This window comes from Litoreibacter sp. JB4-2 (genome assembly GCF_055693445.1).
Genome location: NZ_CM146334.1, coordinates 2,821,369 through 2,837,825, shown reverse-complemented (window position 1 = coordinate 2,837,825; position 16,457 = coordinate 2,821,369). Strand labels below are relative to the sequence as shown.

At 60.3% G+C, this 16,457-nt stretch carries 17 protein-coding genes; 13 read left to right on the top strand and 4 right to left on the bottom strand.

What is annotated here, in order from left to right:
* The first annotated feature begins 27 nt into the window (after positions 1-27).
* From ACZ1G7_RS14050 to ACZ1G7_RS14040, 3 genes are read left to right on the top strand one after another with little or no spacing between them, the layout of a single operon-like run.
* Complete coding sequence (locus tag ACZ1G7_RS14050) at positions 28-1,212, top strand: GNAT family N-acetyltransferase (protein WP_472660011.1); 1,185 nt, start codon at positions 28-30, stop codon at positions 1,210-1,212.
* On the top strand, positions 1,205-1,477 hold the full coding sequence (locus ACZ1G7_RS14045; RefSeq protein WP_472660010.1) for a 4a-hydroxytetrahydrobiopterin dehydratase: 273 nt from the start codon (positions 1,205-1,207) through the stop codon (positions 1,475-1,477). The genes ACZ1G7_RS14050 and ACZ1G7_RS14045 overlap by 8 nt, the downstream gene beginning before the upstream one ends.
* Positions 1,478-1,487: 10 nt before the next feature.
* The gene (locus tag ACZ1G7_RS14040) at positions 1,488-2,342 is read left to right on the top strand and encodes a mechanosensitive ion channel family protein (RefSeq protein WP_472660009.1); all 855 of its coding nucleotides are present in this window, start codon (positions 1,488-1,490) and stop codon (positions 2,340-2,342) included.
* Between the two features lie 54 nt (positions 2,343-2,396).
* Here the strand turns inward: ACZ1G7_RS14040 and ACZ1G7_RS14035 are convergent, their stop codons facing one another.
* Positions 2,397-2,885 carry a redoxin family protein gene (locus ACZ1G7_RS14035; protein WP_472660008.1) on the bottom strand — a complete coding sequence of 163 codons (489 nt, stop codon included), beginning with the start codon at positions 2,883-2,885 and terminating at the stop codon, positions 2,397-2,399.
* An 84-nt stretch (positions 2,886-2,969) separates the two neighbouring features.
* Here ACZ1G7_RS14035 and ACZ1G7_RS14030 point away from each other — a divergent pair, with 84 nt between their 5' ends.
* Together ACZ1G7_RS14030 and rsmD are read left to right on the top strand one after the other, a co-directional pair.
* Positions 2,970-4,175, top strand: coding sequence for an NAD(P)/FAD-dependent oxidoreductase (locus tag ACZ1G7_RS14030; protein WP_472660007.1), 1,206 nt, complete (start codon positions 2,970-2,972; stop codon positions 4,173-4,175).
* Positions 4,172-4,735: a 16S rRNA (guanine(966)-N(2))-methyltransferase RsmD gene (gene rsmD, locus ACZ1G7_RS14025; protein ID WP_472660006.1), complete on the top strand. Its 564-nt coding sequence runs from the start codon at positions 4,172-4,174 to the stop codon at positions 4,733-4,735. Before ACZ1G7_RS14030 ends, rsmD begins: the two co-directional genes overlap by 4 nt.
* Before the next feature lie 57 nt (positions 4,736-4,792).
* On the opposite strand, the gene ACZ1G7_RS14020 is transcribed toward rsmD, so the two are convergent.
* Positions 4,793-5,821 (bottom strand): TRAP transporter substrate-binding protein, encoded by a 1,029-nt coding sequence (locus ACZ1G7_RS14020; protein ID WP_472660005.1) that lies wholly within the window; start codon positions 5,819-5,821, stop codon positions 4,793-4,795.
* 202 nt (positions 5,822-6,023) lie between these two features.
* Here ACZ1G7_RS14020 and recQ point away from each other — a divergent pair, with 202 nt between their 5' ends.
* The 7 genes from recQ (at position 6,024) to ACZ1G7_RS13985 (ending at position 12,842) form a co-directional block, all read left to right on the top strand.
* Positions 6,024-8,063 carry a DNA helicase RecQ gene (gene recQ / locus ACZ1G7_RS14015; protein WP_472660004.1) on the top strand — a complete coding sequence of 680 codons (2,040 nt, stop codon included), beginning with the start codon at positions 6,024-6,026 and terminating at the stop codon, positions 8,061-8,063.
* Between the two features lie 62 nt (positions 8,064-8,125).
* On the top strand, positions 8,126-8,920 hold the full coding sequence (gene yaaA, locus ACZ1G7_RS14010) for a peroxide stress protein YaaA (protein ID WP_472660003.1): 795 nt from the start codon (positions 8,126-8,128) through the stop codon (positions 8,918-8,920).
* A gap of 204 nt (positions 8,921-9,124) precedes the next feature.
* Positions 9,125-10,612, top strand: a complete 1,488-nt coding sequence (locus tag ACZ1G7_RS14005; RefSeq protein ID WP_472660002.1) for an FAD-binding oxidoreductase — start codon at positions 9,125-9,127, stop codon at positions 10,610-10,612.
* 1 nt (position 10,613) lies between these two features.
* Positions 10,614-11,024, top strand: a complete 411-nt coding sequence (locus tag ACZ1G7_RS14000) for a hypothetical protein (RefSeq protein WP_472660001.1) — start codon at positions 10,614-10,616, stop codon at positions 11,022-11,024.
* On the top strand, positions 11,021-12,055 hold the full coding sequence (locus tag ACZ1G7_RS13995) for a hypothetical protein (RefSeq protein WP_472660000.1): 1,035 nt from the start codon (positions 11,021-11,023) through the stop codon (positions 12,053-12,055). Before ACZ1G7_RS14000 ends, ACZ1G7_RS13995 begins: the two co-directional genes overlap by 4 nt.
* A gap of 48 nt (positions 12,056-12,103) precedes the next feature.
* Positions 12,104-12,370, top strand: a complete 267-nt coding sequence (locus ACZ1G7_RS13990) for a hypothetical protein (protein ID WP_472659999.1) — start codon at positions 12,104-12,106, stop codon at positions 12,368-12,370.
* Positions 12,371-12,383: 13 nt separating this feature from the next.
* Positions 12,384-12,842 carry an MOSC domain-containing protein gene (locus ACZ1G7_RS13985; protein WP_472659998.1) on the top strand — a complete coding sequence of 153 codons (459 nt, stop codon included), beginning with the start codon at positions 12,384-12,386 and terminating at the stop codon, positions 12,840-12,842.
* 6 nt (positions 12,843-12,848) lie between these two features.
* On the opposite strand, the gene ACZ1G7_RS13980 is transcribed toward ACZ1G7_RS13985, so the two are convergent.
* Entirely contained in the window at positions 12,849-13,016 is a 168-nt protein-coding gene (locus ACZ1G7_RS13980; RefSeq protein WP_472659997.1) for a hypothetical protein, read from the bottom strand.
* A gap of 130 nt (positions 13,017-13,146) precedes the next feature.
* On the opposite strand from ACZ1G7_RS13980, the gene ACZ1G7_RS13975 reads away from it, so the two are divergent.
* Positions 13,147-14,349: a helix-turn-helix transcriptional regulator gene (locus ACZ1G7_RS13975; protein WP_472659996.1), complete on the top strand. Its 1,203-nt coding sequence runs from the start codon at positions 13,147-13,149 to the stop codon at positions 14,347-14,349.
* A gap of 107 nt (positions 14,350-14,456) precedes the next feature.
* On the opposite strand, the gene typA is transcribed toward ACZ1G7_RS13975, so the two are convergent.
* Entirely contained in the window at positions 14,457-16,274 is a 1,818-nt protein-coding gene (gene typA, locus ACZ1G7_RS13970) for a translational GTPase TypA (protein ID WP_472659995.1), read from the bottom strand.
* Between the last annotated feature and the right edge of the window lie 183 nt (positions 16,275-16,457).

The following is a 16,457-nucleotide window of genomic DNA, read 5'->3' as shown; positions in this document are numbered from 1 at the left end:
AACCCGAAACGCGTTTCAAAGGCAGGTATGAGCCAGACCGAAGTCGAAATAACCGTACTTGCCAGCTTGGAAGGCATCGCCCCCGACGACTGGGATGCCTGCGCCTGCCCGGAAGACAAGGACGGCCGCCCGAACGACCCGTTCACAACATACCGCTTCATGCGCGCGCTTGAGACCTCCGGCTCGGTCGGGCCGGGCACGGGTTGGCAGCCGCAATATCTGATCGCCCGCGCGGGTGGCGAGATGATCGCCGCAGCGCCGCTTTACCTGAAAAGCCACAGCCAGGGCGAATACATCTTCGACCACAACTGGGCCCACGCCTATGAGAATGCGGGCGGGCGCTACTACCCAAAGTTGCAACAGGCCGTGCCGTTTACCCCCGCCACAGGACGGCGTTTCCTGACCAAGCCCGGCTGGGACGACACCGGCATCGCCGCCCTGACCCAAGGCGCGGTGCAACTAGCCGCCAATAATGAGCTATCCTCGCTACATATCACCTTCTGCACCGAGCAGGAGGCCGAAGCGGGCGCGCAAATGGGCCTGCTTCAGCGCAGCAGCCAGCAGTTCCACTGGCAAAATGACAGCTACGCGGATTTCGACGCATTCCTGGCGACGCTGTCCTCGCGCAAGCGCAAAAACATCCGCAAGGAACGCAAGCAGGCCAACGAATTTGGCGGCCAAATCCTGTGCCTGACCGGCAACGACATGGAGCCCGAACATTGGGACGCGTTCTGGCTGTTTTACCAAGACACCGGCGCGCGCAAATGGGGCACGCCCTATCTGACGCGGGCGTTTTTTGACGAAATGCACCAGTCAATGCGCGACGACATGTTGCTGGTGCTGGCCGAACGCGGCGGGCGCTACATCGCGGGCGCGCTGAATTTCATCGGACGGCAAACGCTCTACGGCCGTTACTGGGGCTGCCAGGAAGATCACCCCGCCCTGCATTTTGAACTATGCTACTACCGCGCCCTCGATTTCGCGATCGCGCAGGGGCTTTCGCGGGTCGAAGCGGGCGCGCAAGGTTCCCACAAGCTGGCCCGGGGCTATTTGCCCGTTGAAACCCATTCGCTGCATTGGTTGCGCGATGACGGTTTCCGCGACGCTATCGCCAAATACATCGACGCCGAACGCGGCGCCATCTCTGAGGAAATTGAGATTTTAACCGATTACGGCCCCTTCAAGAAAACCGCAGGAGACGACCATGACTGATCTCGACACATCCAGTTTGGAAGCGGCAGGCTGGACCAAAACAGCCGACGGTACCGCGATTGAAAAGAGCTTCAAGTTCAAAAACTTCGTCGAGGCCTTCGGCTTCATGACCCGCGCCGCGATCCATGCCGAAAAACTCAATCACCACCCCGAATGGTTCAACGTCTACAATCGCGTCGAGGTGAAGCTGACCACCCACGATACCGGTGGCCTTTCGGAACTGGATATGAAATTGGCATCCGCAATGGAGCAACTGACGCAGTAAAGCGACACCTATGGAAACCCTCACCAATCTCTTCAACACCCCGATCTGGAACGGACGCAGCCTGTCCGACCTGATGACGCTGGAATTTCTGGTAACAGCCGCGGGCAATATAGTGACCGCAAGCGTCATCGTATTGCTGGCTTTCATCGTTTCCGCTTGGATGGCGGGCCGCATCCGCCGCCTGGCCGACCGCCATAAACGCCTCGATCAGACGTTGTTCCACTTCCTGTCCAACATCGTGCGCTACGTGATCCTGGGCTTCGCGGCACTGATCATTTTGAACACGTTCGGGGTGAAAACCACCTCCGTTGTGGCAATCATCGGTGCTGCTGGTCTAGCCATTGGTCTGGCCTTGCAAGGCACCCTGTCAAACGTCGCAGCGGGCGTCATGATCATCCTGTTCCGCCCCATCAGGTTGGGCGATTTCGTCGTGATCAACGACAAAATGGGCACCGTGAAGGACATCTCGCTCAATTTCACCGAGCTTGCCGCCGTCGGCAATTTCCAGATCATCGTGCCCAATTCTGAGGTCTGGGGAAACACGATCATCAACTATTCCGTCTACCCGACCCGCCGCGCAGAATGGGAATTTGGCGTGGGCTACGGCGCAAATCTGGCCGATGCCGAAAAGATCATACTCGACACGATCATGGCCGACCCACGCTCCAAATCCGACCCGGAGCCGTTTATTCAGGTCAACAACCTCAACGCGTCCTCCGTTGATTTTCTCGTCCGCGTCTGGTGCGATAGTGGCGACTACTTCCAGTACCAGGCCGATATGAAACGCCGTGTGAAAGAGGCGCTCGACGCCGGTGGCATCGACATTCCATTCCCAACACGCACCATCGTTCAGGCCCAGACGTAAGGCACAAAAAAGGCGGCCCAGAGAGCCGCCTTTTGAAACCGTATCGCGCGCAGATCAGATCGCGTCGCGCAGCGCCTCGCCGCCCGAGATATCGCAAACGCCGGGATTGTCTTCGACCTGCAGCACTTTCACGACACCATCTTCCGCCATCAGCGCATAGCGCTTCGACCGGCCATGCAGCCCGGCGGGCGGCGCGTCAAAATGCATGCCAACCGCTTTGGTAAACTCGGACGCCGCATCGCCCAGGAACGTGATCCCGGCCTCCGCACCACCGGTACTGTCGCCCCAGGCTTTCATTACGAACGGGTCGTTGACGGCCACGCAGATCACCTCATCCACGCCCTTCGCATCAAAGTCGGCTTTGGTACGCATGAAGCTTGGAACATGCGCCTCGGAACATACGCCGGTATAAGCGCCCGGCAGCCCAAACAGGACCACTTTGCGGCCCTTGGTGAAGCTGGCCATCTGCACCTGCTCCGGGCCCTCGGCCCCCATGCGGACCAGCGTTGCGTCGGGAAGTGTGTCGCCTACAGAAATGGTCATGTCGGGTCTTTCCATGATTGAGTTTTTCATTAACCGTCATATAGGGTCACAAGCGGCGAAGGCCAATTGGAAAAGGAAACTCGCATGACACATGTTGTGGTGGTGGGCGCCGGTCAAGCCGGGTCCTCGCTCTGCGCGAAACTGCGCAATTTGGGGTTTGAGGGCGACATCACACTGATCGGCGATGAGCCTGTACCACCCTACCAACGTCCACCCTTGTCCAAGGCCTACCTGCTGGGCGAGATGGAAGAAGCGCGGCTCTATCTGCGCCCCGAAGCCTTCTACACCGACAACAAGATCACGTTGCGCCTGGGCACCCCGGTAAGCAAAGTTGATACAACGGCGAAGACCCTGACGCTGGGCAGCGAGACGCTCAGCTACGATCATCTGGCCTTCACCACCGGGTCGACCCCGCGCAACCTGCCTGCAACAATTGGCGGCCAGCTACCCGGCGTTTTCACCGTCCGCAGCCTGGCCGATGTGGACGCCATGGCGCCCCATGTCACAACAGGCAAACGCGCGCTGGTCATCGGCGGCGGCTATATCGGGCTGGAGGCCGCAGCGGTCGCGCGAAAGCGCGGGGTTGAGGTCACACTGGTCGAGGCGTCGGAGCGTATCTTGCAACGCGTCGCGTCCCCTGCAACGTCCGACTATTTCCGCAACTTGCATCAAGAACACGGCGTCACGATACGCGAAGGCGTCGGTCTTGAAACCTTGCTCGGCCAAGACGCAGTCACCGGGGCCGTGCTGGCCGATGGCACCAAGCTGGACATAGATTTCGCCATTGTCGGCATCGGCATCATGCCTGCAACGGGCGTGGCTGAGGCCGCAGGCATTACCATCGAAAACGGTATCAAAACCGACCTGCAGGGCCGCTGTTCCGCGTCGGGCACATGGGCCGCCGGCGACTGCGCCTCCGTCCCGCTGGGCGGCGCGCAACTGCGGATCGAAAGCGTCGGCAACGCCATTGATCAGGCCGAACTGGTCGCCGAAAACATCATGGGCGCCGCAAAAGACTATATGCCCAAACCTTGGTTCTGGTCTGACCAGTATGACGTGAAACTGCAAATTGCGGGACTGAATATCGGCTATGACAATGTGGTCGTCCGCGCCACTGAAGGCGCCGTGTCGCATTGGTACTACAAGGGCGATACACTGCTGGCTGTCGACGCCATGAACGACCCGCGCAATTACATGATTGGCAAGCGCCTGATCGAGGGCGGTAAGCACCCTGCGCCAGATGTGATCGCTGACCCTGACACCGACATGAAAGCGCTTCTGCGCGCATGAGGATCATCGCCGGCACCCATCGTGGCATCGCACTGGCCGAGCTTGGCAAAGGCGACGCAGGCGCCCATTTGCGCCCCACCACCGACCGCATCCGCGAAAGCCTGTTCAACATGCTCAGCGGCGGGCGGTTTGGCGATCCGATCACAGACGCCCGCGTGCTGGATCTGTTCGCAGGCACCGGCGCATTGGGGTTGGAGGCATTGTCGCGCGGCGCGGCGCGGGCGTGTTTCGTTGAAAACGGCCGCGCCGGGTTCAAACTGATCAGCAAAAACATCGCTAAGTTGCGCGCGGCCGAGGCCACAACCGTGCTCACCCAGGACGCAACCAAGCTGGGCCCGACGCCATATGCGCCGTTCGATCTGGTCTTTCTCGACCCGCCCTATGGCAAGAATTTGGGCGCTGCGGCGCTGGAACGCGCCCTCTCGCAAGGTTGGATCGCCGACAACGCGCTGATTGTTTGGGAAGAAGAACGCCCGCAAACCGCGCCTAAAGGCTTCGCGGTGCTAGAGACCAAAACCTACGGCAACACCGTCGTCACTCTGCTGGAGCCCGGCCAATAAACCAACCAATAAAAAAGGCCGCCCCCAATGGGACGGCCTTCCAAATCTGTTCAAACGCTACGATCCGTTTGCAGCAACAAACGCCCGCGCGTCTTCCACCAACGCGGCACCATCAAGGCCCTTTGCAGTCATCTCCGCGATCCATTCGTCCGTCACTTCCACGCCCAGCGCTTTGATACGATCCGTTTCGGCTTCGCTCAAGGTCGCGATCTCATTGCCGTCGGCGACCATAGCATCGCGCCCCACAACATCGCCCTGATCATGCGCGCGACCGGCCCAGGCGCTCGCCTCAATGCCGGAATTCGCGTCAATCACTGCCTTCAAATCATCGGGCAGCGCATCATAGCTGTTTTGATTCATCGCCCAGATAAAATACAGGTTATAGAGCGACTTGTCGCCCGCAACATCCGTATGGCTATCCGTCAGCTCGTTCAGTTTCAACGATGGCGACATCTCCCAAGTGATCACACCACCATCCAAAACGCCCTTCGACAGGGCCTCAGGGAAGGCGGGCACGGGCATGCCCACAGGCACCGCTCCTAGCTTGTCCAGCAATAGCGTCGCCGGGCGCGATGGTCCGCGCAACTTCAGCCCTGCCAGATCTTCGACCGTCGACAGAGCGGGGCCCTTCTTATGCACAATGCCGGGGCCGTGCATGTGGGCCGCGATTAGTTTCACGTCCTTGAAGTCGTCCATCAGGTGTTTCTCGGTGAATTGCCACGCCGCGCGGGACGCATCCTCGCCCGATTTGGTCACCATAAACGGCAGCTCCATCGCCTCCGCTTCAGGGAAACGGCCCGGCTGGTAGCCCGGGATCACCCAGCCGCCATCGACCGCGCCGTCGCGGATCAAGTCGTACTGGTTTGGCGCTTTGCCGCCCAATTGCATGAACGGGTACAGCTCAACTTTGATGCGCCCGTTTGAATCTGCCTCAATCTTATCGGCCCAGGGCTGCATGAAATAGGTTGGGTTCGCCGATTTCGGCGACACAAAATGCTGGAACCGCAAAGTGACCTCTTGCGCATAAGCGCCCGTGGTCGTCGCCAATGCGATCAAAGCTGCGGATGTAGTTTGGAAAAAGGTCATGTCAGGCGACCTCCATATAGGTCAAAATTCAGCGGCGCGATCCCCGCCGCGCCACCGTGATTATGTAGTCATCGTATAGCTACTTGCAAGCAATTCGCAGCACAACTTGTGCCCCTCAAGCCTTGTTCACTGCTTGGTAATATGGGATGCTCCATAAAAATCGAGCATATAAATAACGACATAACAGGCCGAAAAAACGCCCATGCTAGACGCCACAGATCTGCTGTCAGAAGTCTTTGGCTTCGACAATTTCCGCCCCGGCCAGGCCGAGATCGTGGAGGCCGTCTGCAAAGGCGAAAACACGCTTGCCATCATGCCCACGGGCGGCGGCAAATCGCTGTGTTTCCAGCTGCCCGCGCTCAGCCGCGAAGGGTTGACCGTCGTGATATCGCCGCTGATTGCGCTCATGCGCGATCAGGTCCGTGCGCTCAAAGCCGCGGGCGTTTCCGCCGGGTGCCTCACCTCCGGCAATACAGAGGAAGAAAGCGATGACGTCTTCGCAGCCCTGCGCGAAGGCCATCTCAAGCTCTTGTACCTCGCCCCGGAACGGCTCGCCAAAACCGCCACCCAAGACATGCTGCGCCGCGCCAATGTCACGATGATCGCCGTCGATGAAGCGCATTGCGTCAGCCAATGGGGCCATGATTTCCGCCCCGATTACCTGCGGATCGGGCAGCTGCGGCAGGCGCTGAACGTGCCCCTCGCCGCCTTCACCGCGACCGCGGACACCGAAACGCAGGCCGAGATCGTGACCCGTCTCTTTGACGGCGTCCAGCCCACTACGTTCCTGCACGGCTTCGACCGGCCCAACCTGAACCTCGCCTTTCAGGCCAAAAACAGCCCGCGCAAACAAATTCTCGACTTCGCCAATGCGCGCCGCGGCCAATGCGGCATCGTCTATTGCGGCACACGCGCAAAGACCGAAAGCCTCGCCCGCGCGCTTGCCGAAGACGGGCACAGCGCGTGCCATTACCACGGCGGCATGGACCCCGAAGACCGCCGCCACGTGGAGGCACGCTTCAGCCGCGAAGACGGGCTCATCGTCACGGCCACCGTCGCCTTCGGGATGGGCGTCGACAAGCCCGACGTGCGCTGGGTCGCCCATGCCGACCTGCCCAAATCCATCGAAAGCTACTACCAGGAGATCGGCCGCGCGGGCCGCGACGGCGCACCTGCCGACACGCTGACCCTGTTTGGCGCAGACGACATCCGCTTCCGCCGCCAGCAGGTTGATGAAGGCCTGGCAGAAGCCGACCGCAAAATCGCGGACCACGCGCGGCTCAACGCTCTTCTGGGCCTGGCGGAGGCGCTGACCTGCCGCCGCGAAAACCTGCTCGGCTATTTCGGCGAAACGGACATCACCTGCGGCAATTGCGACCTGTGTGAAACACCGCCCAAGACCTTTGATGCCACAACCCCGGTGCGCAAAGCGCTGTCGGCCATCCTGCGCACCGATAGTTGGTTCGGCGCGGGCCACCTCATCGACATCCTGCGCGGCCAGATGACCGACAAGATCAAGGCGCGCGGCCATGACCAGCTGCCCACCTTCGGGCTGGGCGACGACATGAACAAGCATGAATGGGGCGCGGTGTTCCGCCAGATGATGGGCCATGACCTGATCCGCCCCAACCCCGACCGGCACGGCGCGCTGTTCATGACCGACAAGGCGCGCCCTATCCTGAAGGGCGAGGCCACGATCACCTTGCGCCGCGACACGATCACCAAAACCGCAAAAGGCCCGCGCGTGCGCCAATTGGTGTCGGAAGAAGACGCGCCGCTGCTCTCCGCACTCAAGGCCAAACGCCGCGCCTTTGCCGAAGCGCAGGGCGTCCCCGCCTACATCATCTTCAACGACAAAACCCTGATCGAAATGGCCCAAACCCGGCCCGGCGATCTCGACGCCTTCGCCCGCATCTCAGGCGTCGGCGCCAAGAAGCTGCAAAATTACGGCCAAGGGTTTCTTGAGGTGATCAACGGCGCTGAGGCGCAGATGCCGCACCCGGCACGCCGCAAATTGGCCGGCGGCGCGGCGGGGTCGCTCTTTGATCTTTTGGAGGCGGCGCAATCAAAGCTCAAACACGGCGAAAGCGGCTTTGACAAACCGCTGACCTGCTCGGCCTCGCTTTTGGCCAAAGTGGCCGAACAACGTCCGCGCGACCAAGCCGCCCTGCAACGCCTGCTGGGCGATCGCCGCGCCGACCGGTTCGCGCAGGCCTTTCTGGATGTTTTGGCTGAGGCCTAAACACCCCTTGAGGCCCCGCCAAACCCCGCTACATTCACCCCAGAACCAAAGGGGACCCCGCCATGCTGACCGTCATCTCGCCCGCCAAGAAACTCGACATGTCCGACGTCGCTATGGCGGTGACCCAGCCCGACTTTCAAGATGAAGCCAACGCACTGGCCGCCTCCGCCCGCAGGCTCAGCAAAAAGCGATTGGGCGCGTTGATGGGGCTGTCTGACAGCCTCGCGCAGCTGAATTACGACCGCTTTCGCGCTTTTGAAGCTGCCTCAAGCCCTGAAAACTCCAAAGCCGCCGCGCTGATTTTCGCAGGCGACACCTATACTGGGCTGGAAGCTGGCAGCCTCGACGCCGACGAAATGGACTATGCGCAATCCCACCTGCGCATCCTGTCCGGGCTCTACGGCCTGCTCAAACCCAAAGACGCGATCCAGCCCTACCGGCTGGAAATGGGCAGCCGCCTGAAAACCGGGCGCGCCAACTCGCTCTATGAATTCTGGGGCGACAAAATCGCGCAGCAGCTAAACGCGCAGGCCACGGCCCAAAACGCCACGTATCTCGTCAATTGCGCCAGCCAGGAATATTTCGGCGCGGTCGACCTCAAAACACTCGAACCCGCTGTTATCACACCCACTTTCCTCGAAGAAAAACCCGGCGGCCCCAAGATCGTCAGCTTCTTCGCCAAACAAGCGCGCGGCGCCATGGCGCGTTTCATCATCCAAAACCGCGTGACCTCGCCCGAAGGCCTCAAAGATTTCGACACCGGCGGCTACAGCTACGACCCGGATCAATCCACCACAACAAACCCTGTCTTCTATCGCTCAGAGGCCGCACTCAATGCGTTCCGCGAAGCGTCATAGGCTTCATTGTTTCAAAAATATTCCGGGGGGCGCCGCAGGCGCGGGGGCAGAGCCCCCTCCAACCAAGTGTGCCATAAAACCGCACTTCGCCCTCGGCAAAAACAAACCCCTTTGACCCATACCCCCGCTTTCCGCTAGCCTCAGACCTGCACCCAAATGCGCCGCAAGAGCGCAGCAAAACAAATCGGGCGCAACGAGGCAAAGATGAGCAAAACCAGTCGCAGAGCGTTCCTGCTAGGCACCGGCGCCCTTTTGGGCGGCTGGGGCATGAACAGGTTTCACACCGATCCGATCCCAATGGGCACCAGCCTGACCGCGCCCATTGGCGATCCGCTTTTGCTCAATGACGCGTCCGAGCTGTCGCCCACCAAAGTCGCCAAACACATCACCGTCACAGATAAATTTGACGCCCAAACCATCGCCGCGCTGCGCACGGAGCTGAAAGAGGCAGCAGATCAAAACCGCCCCGTGATAGCCTCCGCCGCGCGCCATTCGATGGGTGGCCAGTCTATGGCCCGCATGGGCACGACCTACACCATGGCGCATGACTGGATCGAGCTGGACAAATCCAACCTCACTTACCGCACCGGCGCGGGCACCCGCTGGTCGACCATCATCGCCCGCCTTGACGCCGAAGGGTTTTCGCCCGCCGTCATGCAGTCAAACAATGATTTCGGCGTCGCCGCCACCTATTCCGTCAACGCCCATGGCTGGCCCGTTCCCTTCGGGCCCATGGGCGCGACGGTCCGCTCAATCCAGATCATGCTCGCCGACGGCCAACTGATCACCGCATCGCGTGAGGAAAACACCGATATCTTCTTCGCGGCCATGGGCGGCTACGGCCTCATCGGCATCATCACCGAGATGGAGGTCGACATGGTCCCTAATTCCCGGCTGGAACCCACCTATACCATGGTCGAACCCCTGAATTTTGGTCCTGAATTTGTGCAGGCCATCAAAGGCACGCCGAACGTACAAATGGCCTACGGGCGCATGGATATCGCTAAGGACCGCTTCCTCGAAGAGGCGATGATGATCACCTACCGCCCGACCTCGGATCAAGCAGACCTACCGCCCGCGCCCGGCTCCGGCTGGCTGTCCAAACGCGCCCGCGACATTTTCCGCGCGCAGCTGGGCAGCGATATCGCCAAACACGGCCGCTGGTGGTTTGAAGCACAGCTCGGCCCCATGATCGGTGGCGGCGCCACGACGCGCAACACACTGCTAAATGAGCCGGTCATCACGCTCGACGACCGCGACCCCACCCGCACCGACATCCTGCATGAATACTTCATCAGCCCCGAAAATTTCGGTGGCTTCGTTGCCGCCTGCCGCGACATTATCCCGTCCTCCTATCAGGAGCTGTTGAACATCACCCTGCGCTACGTCCAGCCCGACCGCGAAAGCTGGCTCGGCTACGCGCCCGTGGACCGCATCGCCGCCGTGATGCTGTTCAGCCAGGAAAAATCTTTGCGCGCCGAAGAAGACGCCAAGCGCATGACGCAAGCCCTGATTGACGCGGCCATCCGGCTGGGCGGTACTTATTATTTGCCCTACCGCCTCCACGCGCGCCCTGATCAGATCGCCGCTGGCTATGCCGGCCTGCGCCCCTTCGCCGCCAAAAAGCGCGCGATGGATCCGAAACTTTTGTTCCGCAACGCGCTGTGGGACCAATATATCGCGAGGGTCTGACATGACCGCACTGCGCCTCATCGCCTTTGGCTACGCCGTCGTCCTGTTCATCGCCGCGTCGCTGAACTACCTGCCCATCCCCGGCATCATCGACGCCGATGGCCGCGCTTTCGGGGTTTTCGCGCTCGATCTCTTTGATGACAGCCTGCATGTGGCCTCCGGCCTTTGGGCGCTGGTTGCGGGCCTGATCTCGCACCGCGCCTCCAAACTGTTCCTCACTTGGTTCGGCGCGCTCTACCTGCTCGACGGCGCAATGGGCCTCGTCACAGGCTCGGGCTACCTCGATTTCGGCATTTTCGTCTATGGCTGGTACGAATACCCCAGCTTCCTGATCAAGCTCGCCGCCAACACGCCGCATATTGCCCTAGGCGGATTCGCCGTCATCGCGGCCCGCCTGTTTGACCGCGCATGAAACGCCTCGCCAAATGGGTGGGTGCGGCCCTGCTTGCGTTGATCTTGATCGTCACAATCCCGATCCTCGCGGTCGAAACCATGTGCCGCGGCGACTTTCTCGTACAAAAGCCCGCCACCCATATCACGCAAGACACCCGCCCCGAGGCGCGCACCTATATGGTCTACCCCGAATGGCACATCGTCTACGCCTATGAGGGCTATGCTGAGGCGCTCCAATCAGGCCATCCGCATAACTTCCCCTACCTGCAAGCCGTCACCGGCTTCTGGACCTCGCTTTGCGGGCTCACGCAAAAAGCCGACGCGCTCGGCGAAGCGGGCTTCAATTCCAAGGCCACGATCTACACAATCGGCGCCTCCTTCACGCTAGAGATGCTCTTCAAAGCCGCCTATGAGGAAACCATCGGCCGCGTCTTCACGGCCCTCGCGCCCACGCCACAAGATCAGGTCGAAGCCGACATGGCGGCGGATTACGCCACCTTCCTGCAACAGGTGCCCTGGTACAAATACGACTTCCCGACATGGTCAGACACGCTCTGGCAGGCGCAACCGGTCGATATCCGCGGCTGGGAACGCCGCCTCGCACTTGGCCTCGAATGGGGCGCAAAGACCCAATATGCCAAACTCATCGCCCAGGCCGTCGCAGGCCTTGGCGCCGACGAGTTGACCATGCAAATCGCTGTCCGTGGCCCGCTGCCCGACCTGCCCCAAATCAAAATCCTGTCGCAGCAAGATGACATCACGATCGCCGAGGTCCCCCGCTACCGCATCTTCACCACTCTCGCCCGCCAAATCGCCAATGCTGGCGGCAGTTTCGTCGAGATTGCCGGCAATGACGACATCCTCGTCTCCATGATCCATGACGGCGGCGATTTCTACGAGGCCCAGGGCCACGAACTCATCTCCCGCACCGCGCGCGTCGGCTTCCCGCAAGACCGGTTGCTCATCGCCACCAAGGTCGCTGATCTGCACAAAGTGTTTTTGGACTATCCAAACACCCCTGTTACGGTCGAGCATATCTACGACTACTAAACCGGCTTCATTGTTTCAAAAATATTCCCCCCGGAGGGCCCGCCCGTCATGACGCGCAAGCTCGCAATTCTGGTCACGATCCTCACCGGCTGGCTCACCCTCGCCACCGCCGCCATGCTGCCCGGCTCCATTCAAACCGCAGCCATTCCCGCAGGCACGACGCTGCCCGACAACATCGCCATCATCGGCAAACGCGGTCCCCTTCTGATCATCTTCAGCGAGGACCCGGATTACGTCAAAAACCTCTACGCCCAGGGCGCTACATTCGTTCTCCCCGCCCGCAAGAAAACCTGCCTCAATCTGCAAAATGTCTGAATTGCGCGCTCTGATGCGCCGCCATCCTCATGCGGGCACCGTCGATTGGATAGGCCTGCGCCCTGAACGGCTCGCGCCTGTAACGATCGTTGAAAATGCAGAAATTTTGCTGCACGGCCTCCGGGGCGACCATCACTCTGCGGCCGGTCCGCGCGCGCTCACGCTTATCCAGGCCGAACACCTCTCCGTCATCGCGCGCCTAGCGCGCGCTGTGGTCACGCCAGATATGCTTCGGCGCAACATCGTCGTCTCAGGCATCAACCTCACGGCGCTCCGTCACGAACTTCTCCAGCTCGGGACCGCGCGGATCAAACTCACCAAACCCTGCGCGCCCTGCTCAAGAATGGAACGCACCATTGGCCCCGGCGGCTATAATGCGATGCGTGGTCACGGCGGCTGGTATGCTGAGGTCATCACCCCGGGTCATGTCAGCCTGCATAACGCAGTTAAACCCGACCCACAGAAGACATAGGCCGCATCACAGATACCACGCACCCGGCAAAATGCGTGGCAACCCAGCCAATTTGGCCGCGCAAGACTTCAAGGCATCGACTTTCGCCGCAACCCGAACGATCAAGCGTGCAACAGGGCGTCCGCTTATGTCCATCGGGGTATGCGGGTAGGCGAGAAAGGCTGTGTTGGTCATGTCTTGGGCTCCTCAAATACGATGAACCCAGCCTCCCCGATCTCGCCCGACACTGCATGAGCAGGATTGCCCATAGGTCTTTGGGCAAATTTACCCATGCGATCCAGCGCGGTTTCTGTAGTCTGTCCGCATGTCACAACCCGCCCTCTCCCCGGAAGAGCTGTCCGAGCTGATCGGCCTGGTCTACGATTCCGCCTTTGAGGATGTGCAGTGGCAATCCTTCTTGGAACGTATTTGCGACATGTACCCAGGCGTCAGAGCAATCGTTTTAGGCATCGACGGCGATCATCAAACGACCAAATTTACCGGCGATGCGCATAGCAACGCGATATCGACCGAACCCGCCCTTGTGACATATAAAATCAACGGCTTTCCCGTCGCAGAAGCGATGCGTCAAACGCCGAACGGCTTTGTGGCGCGGTCCCGCAAATTTGTTGATGAACAGGAATGGCGGATGTCGCCCATGTATCTGGACTACATGAAGCCCGAAGGTCTTTGCCATACCATTCACATCAAACTGGACCATAACGGTGACCGCGCCGCGCTGATTTCATTTGCTATCCCTGAAGACCCCAAGCTTGAAGCGCAGCTCCACGATCCGCTTTTTGAAACGCTCAGGCTCCTTGCTCCCCATGCAAGCAGGGCAAACCAACTCGCCCGTGCGCTTGCTTTGGCGAAAAAGGCGACAGAAGTGTTCAGCGGCTTTCTCGACGGGGTGATCCTGCCCATGTTGGTCACCAATGCCGAGGGGAAATACCTGTTTGGCAATGCAGCCGGTCGCCGTGTTCTGGAGCGCGGCGATCCCTTTGCCCAAACTGAGGATAGTCGCCTGCAATTGACCGACAGTTTTGACACCGCTGATCTCTACCACAAACTGGCAGAGGCCAATCGCGATATGGTGCAAAGCGGATTGCGCGTGGCCACGGGTGACAGCCCGCTTATGCTGGCGATTTCTCCGTTTCGCCCGTCAATGCGCGACGCAAGCGCGGCTGACAAACACCTCCTCGATGAAGAACGCATGTTCGCGATTTTTGTAGGTCAGTCAGAACGCGATGCCGTGAACACAGGCCTGCTGGAAGACGTGTTTGATCTGACAAAACGCGAAGCGGAAGTCTGCAAAGAGGTGATGGCAGGTGAAAGCGTTGCCACCATTGCAAAGATGTCGGGCCGTTCGCCCAAGACCGTGCGCAACCAAATCCAGATGATCTACGAAAAAATCGGCGTTTCGACCAACACCGAACTTATGGACAGCTTGTCGGTCTTTCGGACCGTCGGCACTATGTTTGAAAGCAGCTCAGACGCAGAACACCGTGCGCTTCCAGCGTCCAAATAGACGCAAAAGGGGGCCGCAACTGGCCCCCAATTCGTGGTAAACCAAAGGTAAAGAATTTTTAGCTTTGGTTTTATTTCAATCGGTTAGAAAGATCCCCGCATGCGGGGCTACCCCGCCCGCGACGCCCGCTTGCGCTCATGCGGGTCCAGATGGCGCTTTCTCAGCCGCACCGCATTCGGCGTGACCTCGACCAGCTCATCATTGTCGATGTAGGCAATCGCCTCCTCCAGCGACATCCGCACCGGCGTCGTCAGGCGCACTGCCTCATCCGTCCCGGAAGCCCGCACGTTGGTCAATTTCTTGCCCTTCAGCGGGTTCACTTCCAGATCATTCTCCCGGCTATGCTCGCCAATGATCATGCCCTGATAAACGGCCTCCTGGCTGCCAATGAAGAACTTACCGCGGTCTTCGAGGTTGAAGATCGCATAGGCCACCGAGACCCCGTTCTCCATCGAGATCAGCACGCCCGCGCGCCGCCCCGGAATGTCGCCCTTATGCGGCGCCCATTCGTGGAACACGCGGTTCATCACGCCCGTCCCGCGGGTATCGGTCAGAAATTCGCCGTGATAGCCGATCAGCCCCCGCGACGGCACGTGCGCGATGATCCGGGTCTTGCCCGCACCGGCTTGCTTCATCTCGGCCAGCTCGCCCTTGCGCACGCCGGTGATCTTCTCAATCACCGCACCAGAATACTCGTCATCCACGTCGATGGTGACTTCTTCCACCGGCTCATGCCGGACGTCGTCAATCTCTTGAAACAGCACCTGCGGGCGCGAAATGCTCAGCTCGAACCCTTCACGGCGCATATTCTCAATCAACACACCCATCTGCAATTCGCCGCGCCCGGCCACCTCGAACGCGTCTCCGCCCGGCGTGTCGGTGATCTTGATCGCCACGTTGCTTTCGGCCTCTTTCATCAGCCGATCGCGGATAACGCGGGACTGCACTTTTTTGCCGTCCTTACCCGCCAAGGGGGAATCGTTGATCCCAAAGGTCACCGTAATCGTCGGCGGGTCAATCGGTTGCGCCGGGATCGCTTCGTTTACATCGACCGCGCAGATCGTATCCGCCACGGTCGCCTTCGACATGCCGGCCAAGGACACAATGTCTCCCGCCTCCGCCAGGTCAATCGGCTCCGTCGTCAACCCGCGCGAGGCCAGGATCTTGGTGCAGCGGAACTGCTCGATCTTCGTCCCGTCGCGCGACAACGCCTTCACGGTCTCGCCCGCTTTCAACGTCCCGCTCTCAACGCGGCCCGTCAGCAACCGGCCAATGAACGGGTCAGAGCCCAAGGTTGTGGCCAACATCCGGAACGGCGCGTCGCGCTGCGCCATTTGCGCGGGCGCGGGCACGTGATCCACGATCAGATCCAAAAGCGCCGACAGATCCTTGCGCGGGCCATCCAGTTCCATATCTGCCCAGCCCGACCGGCCAGACGCATACATGGACGGGAAATCCAGCTGATCATCATCCGCGCCAAGGTTGGCAAACAGATCAAAGCATTCGTCCAACGCGCGGTCCGGCTCGGCATCTTGCTTGTCGACCTTGTTCAGCACCACAATCGGGCGTAGCCCCAGCGCAAGCGCCTTGGAGGTCACAAATTTGGTCTGTGGCATCGGCCCTTCGGCGGCATCCACCAGCAGCACAACCCCGTCCACCATCGACAGGATCCGCTCCACCTCGCCGCCGAAATCGGCGTGGCCGGGTGTGTCCACGATGTTGATGCGGATGCCCTTCCACTCGACGGAAGTCGCTTTCGCAAGGATCGTGATCCCGCGCTCGCGTTCCAGATCGTTGCTGTCCATGGCGCGTTCTGCCACGGCCTGATTGTCGCGGAACGAGCCCGACTGTTTCAGAAGCTCATCCACCAAAGTGGTCTTGCCATGGTCAACGTGCGCGATGATCGCAATATTGCGAAGGTCCATACCGGTCTGCCTTGTAAAGAAGGTGTTGCGCGCGCACTAACGCACCCGGACCTCAAAGGCCACCCCCGATAGATCAACAGCGCCAATCTGGCGCCGCATGCCTCTCCATTTGGTCAAAAATATTCAAATGCCTGGTTGCCAACCGGCACATCGCCAGATCATCGCGGGCTCACAGACCAAAAA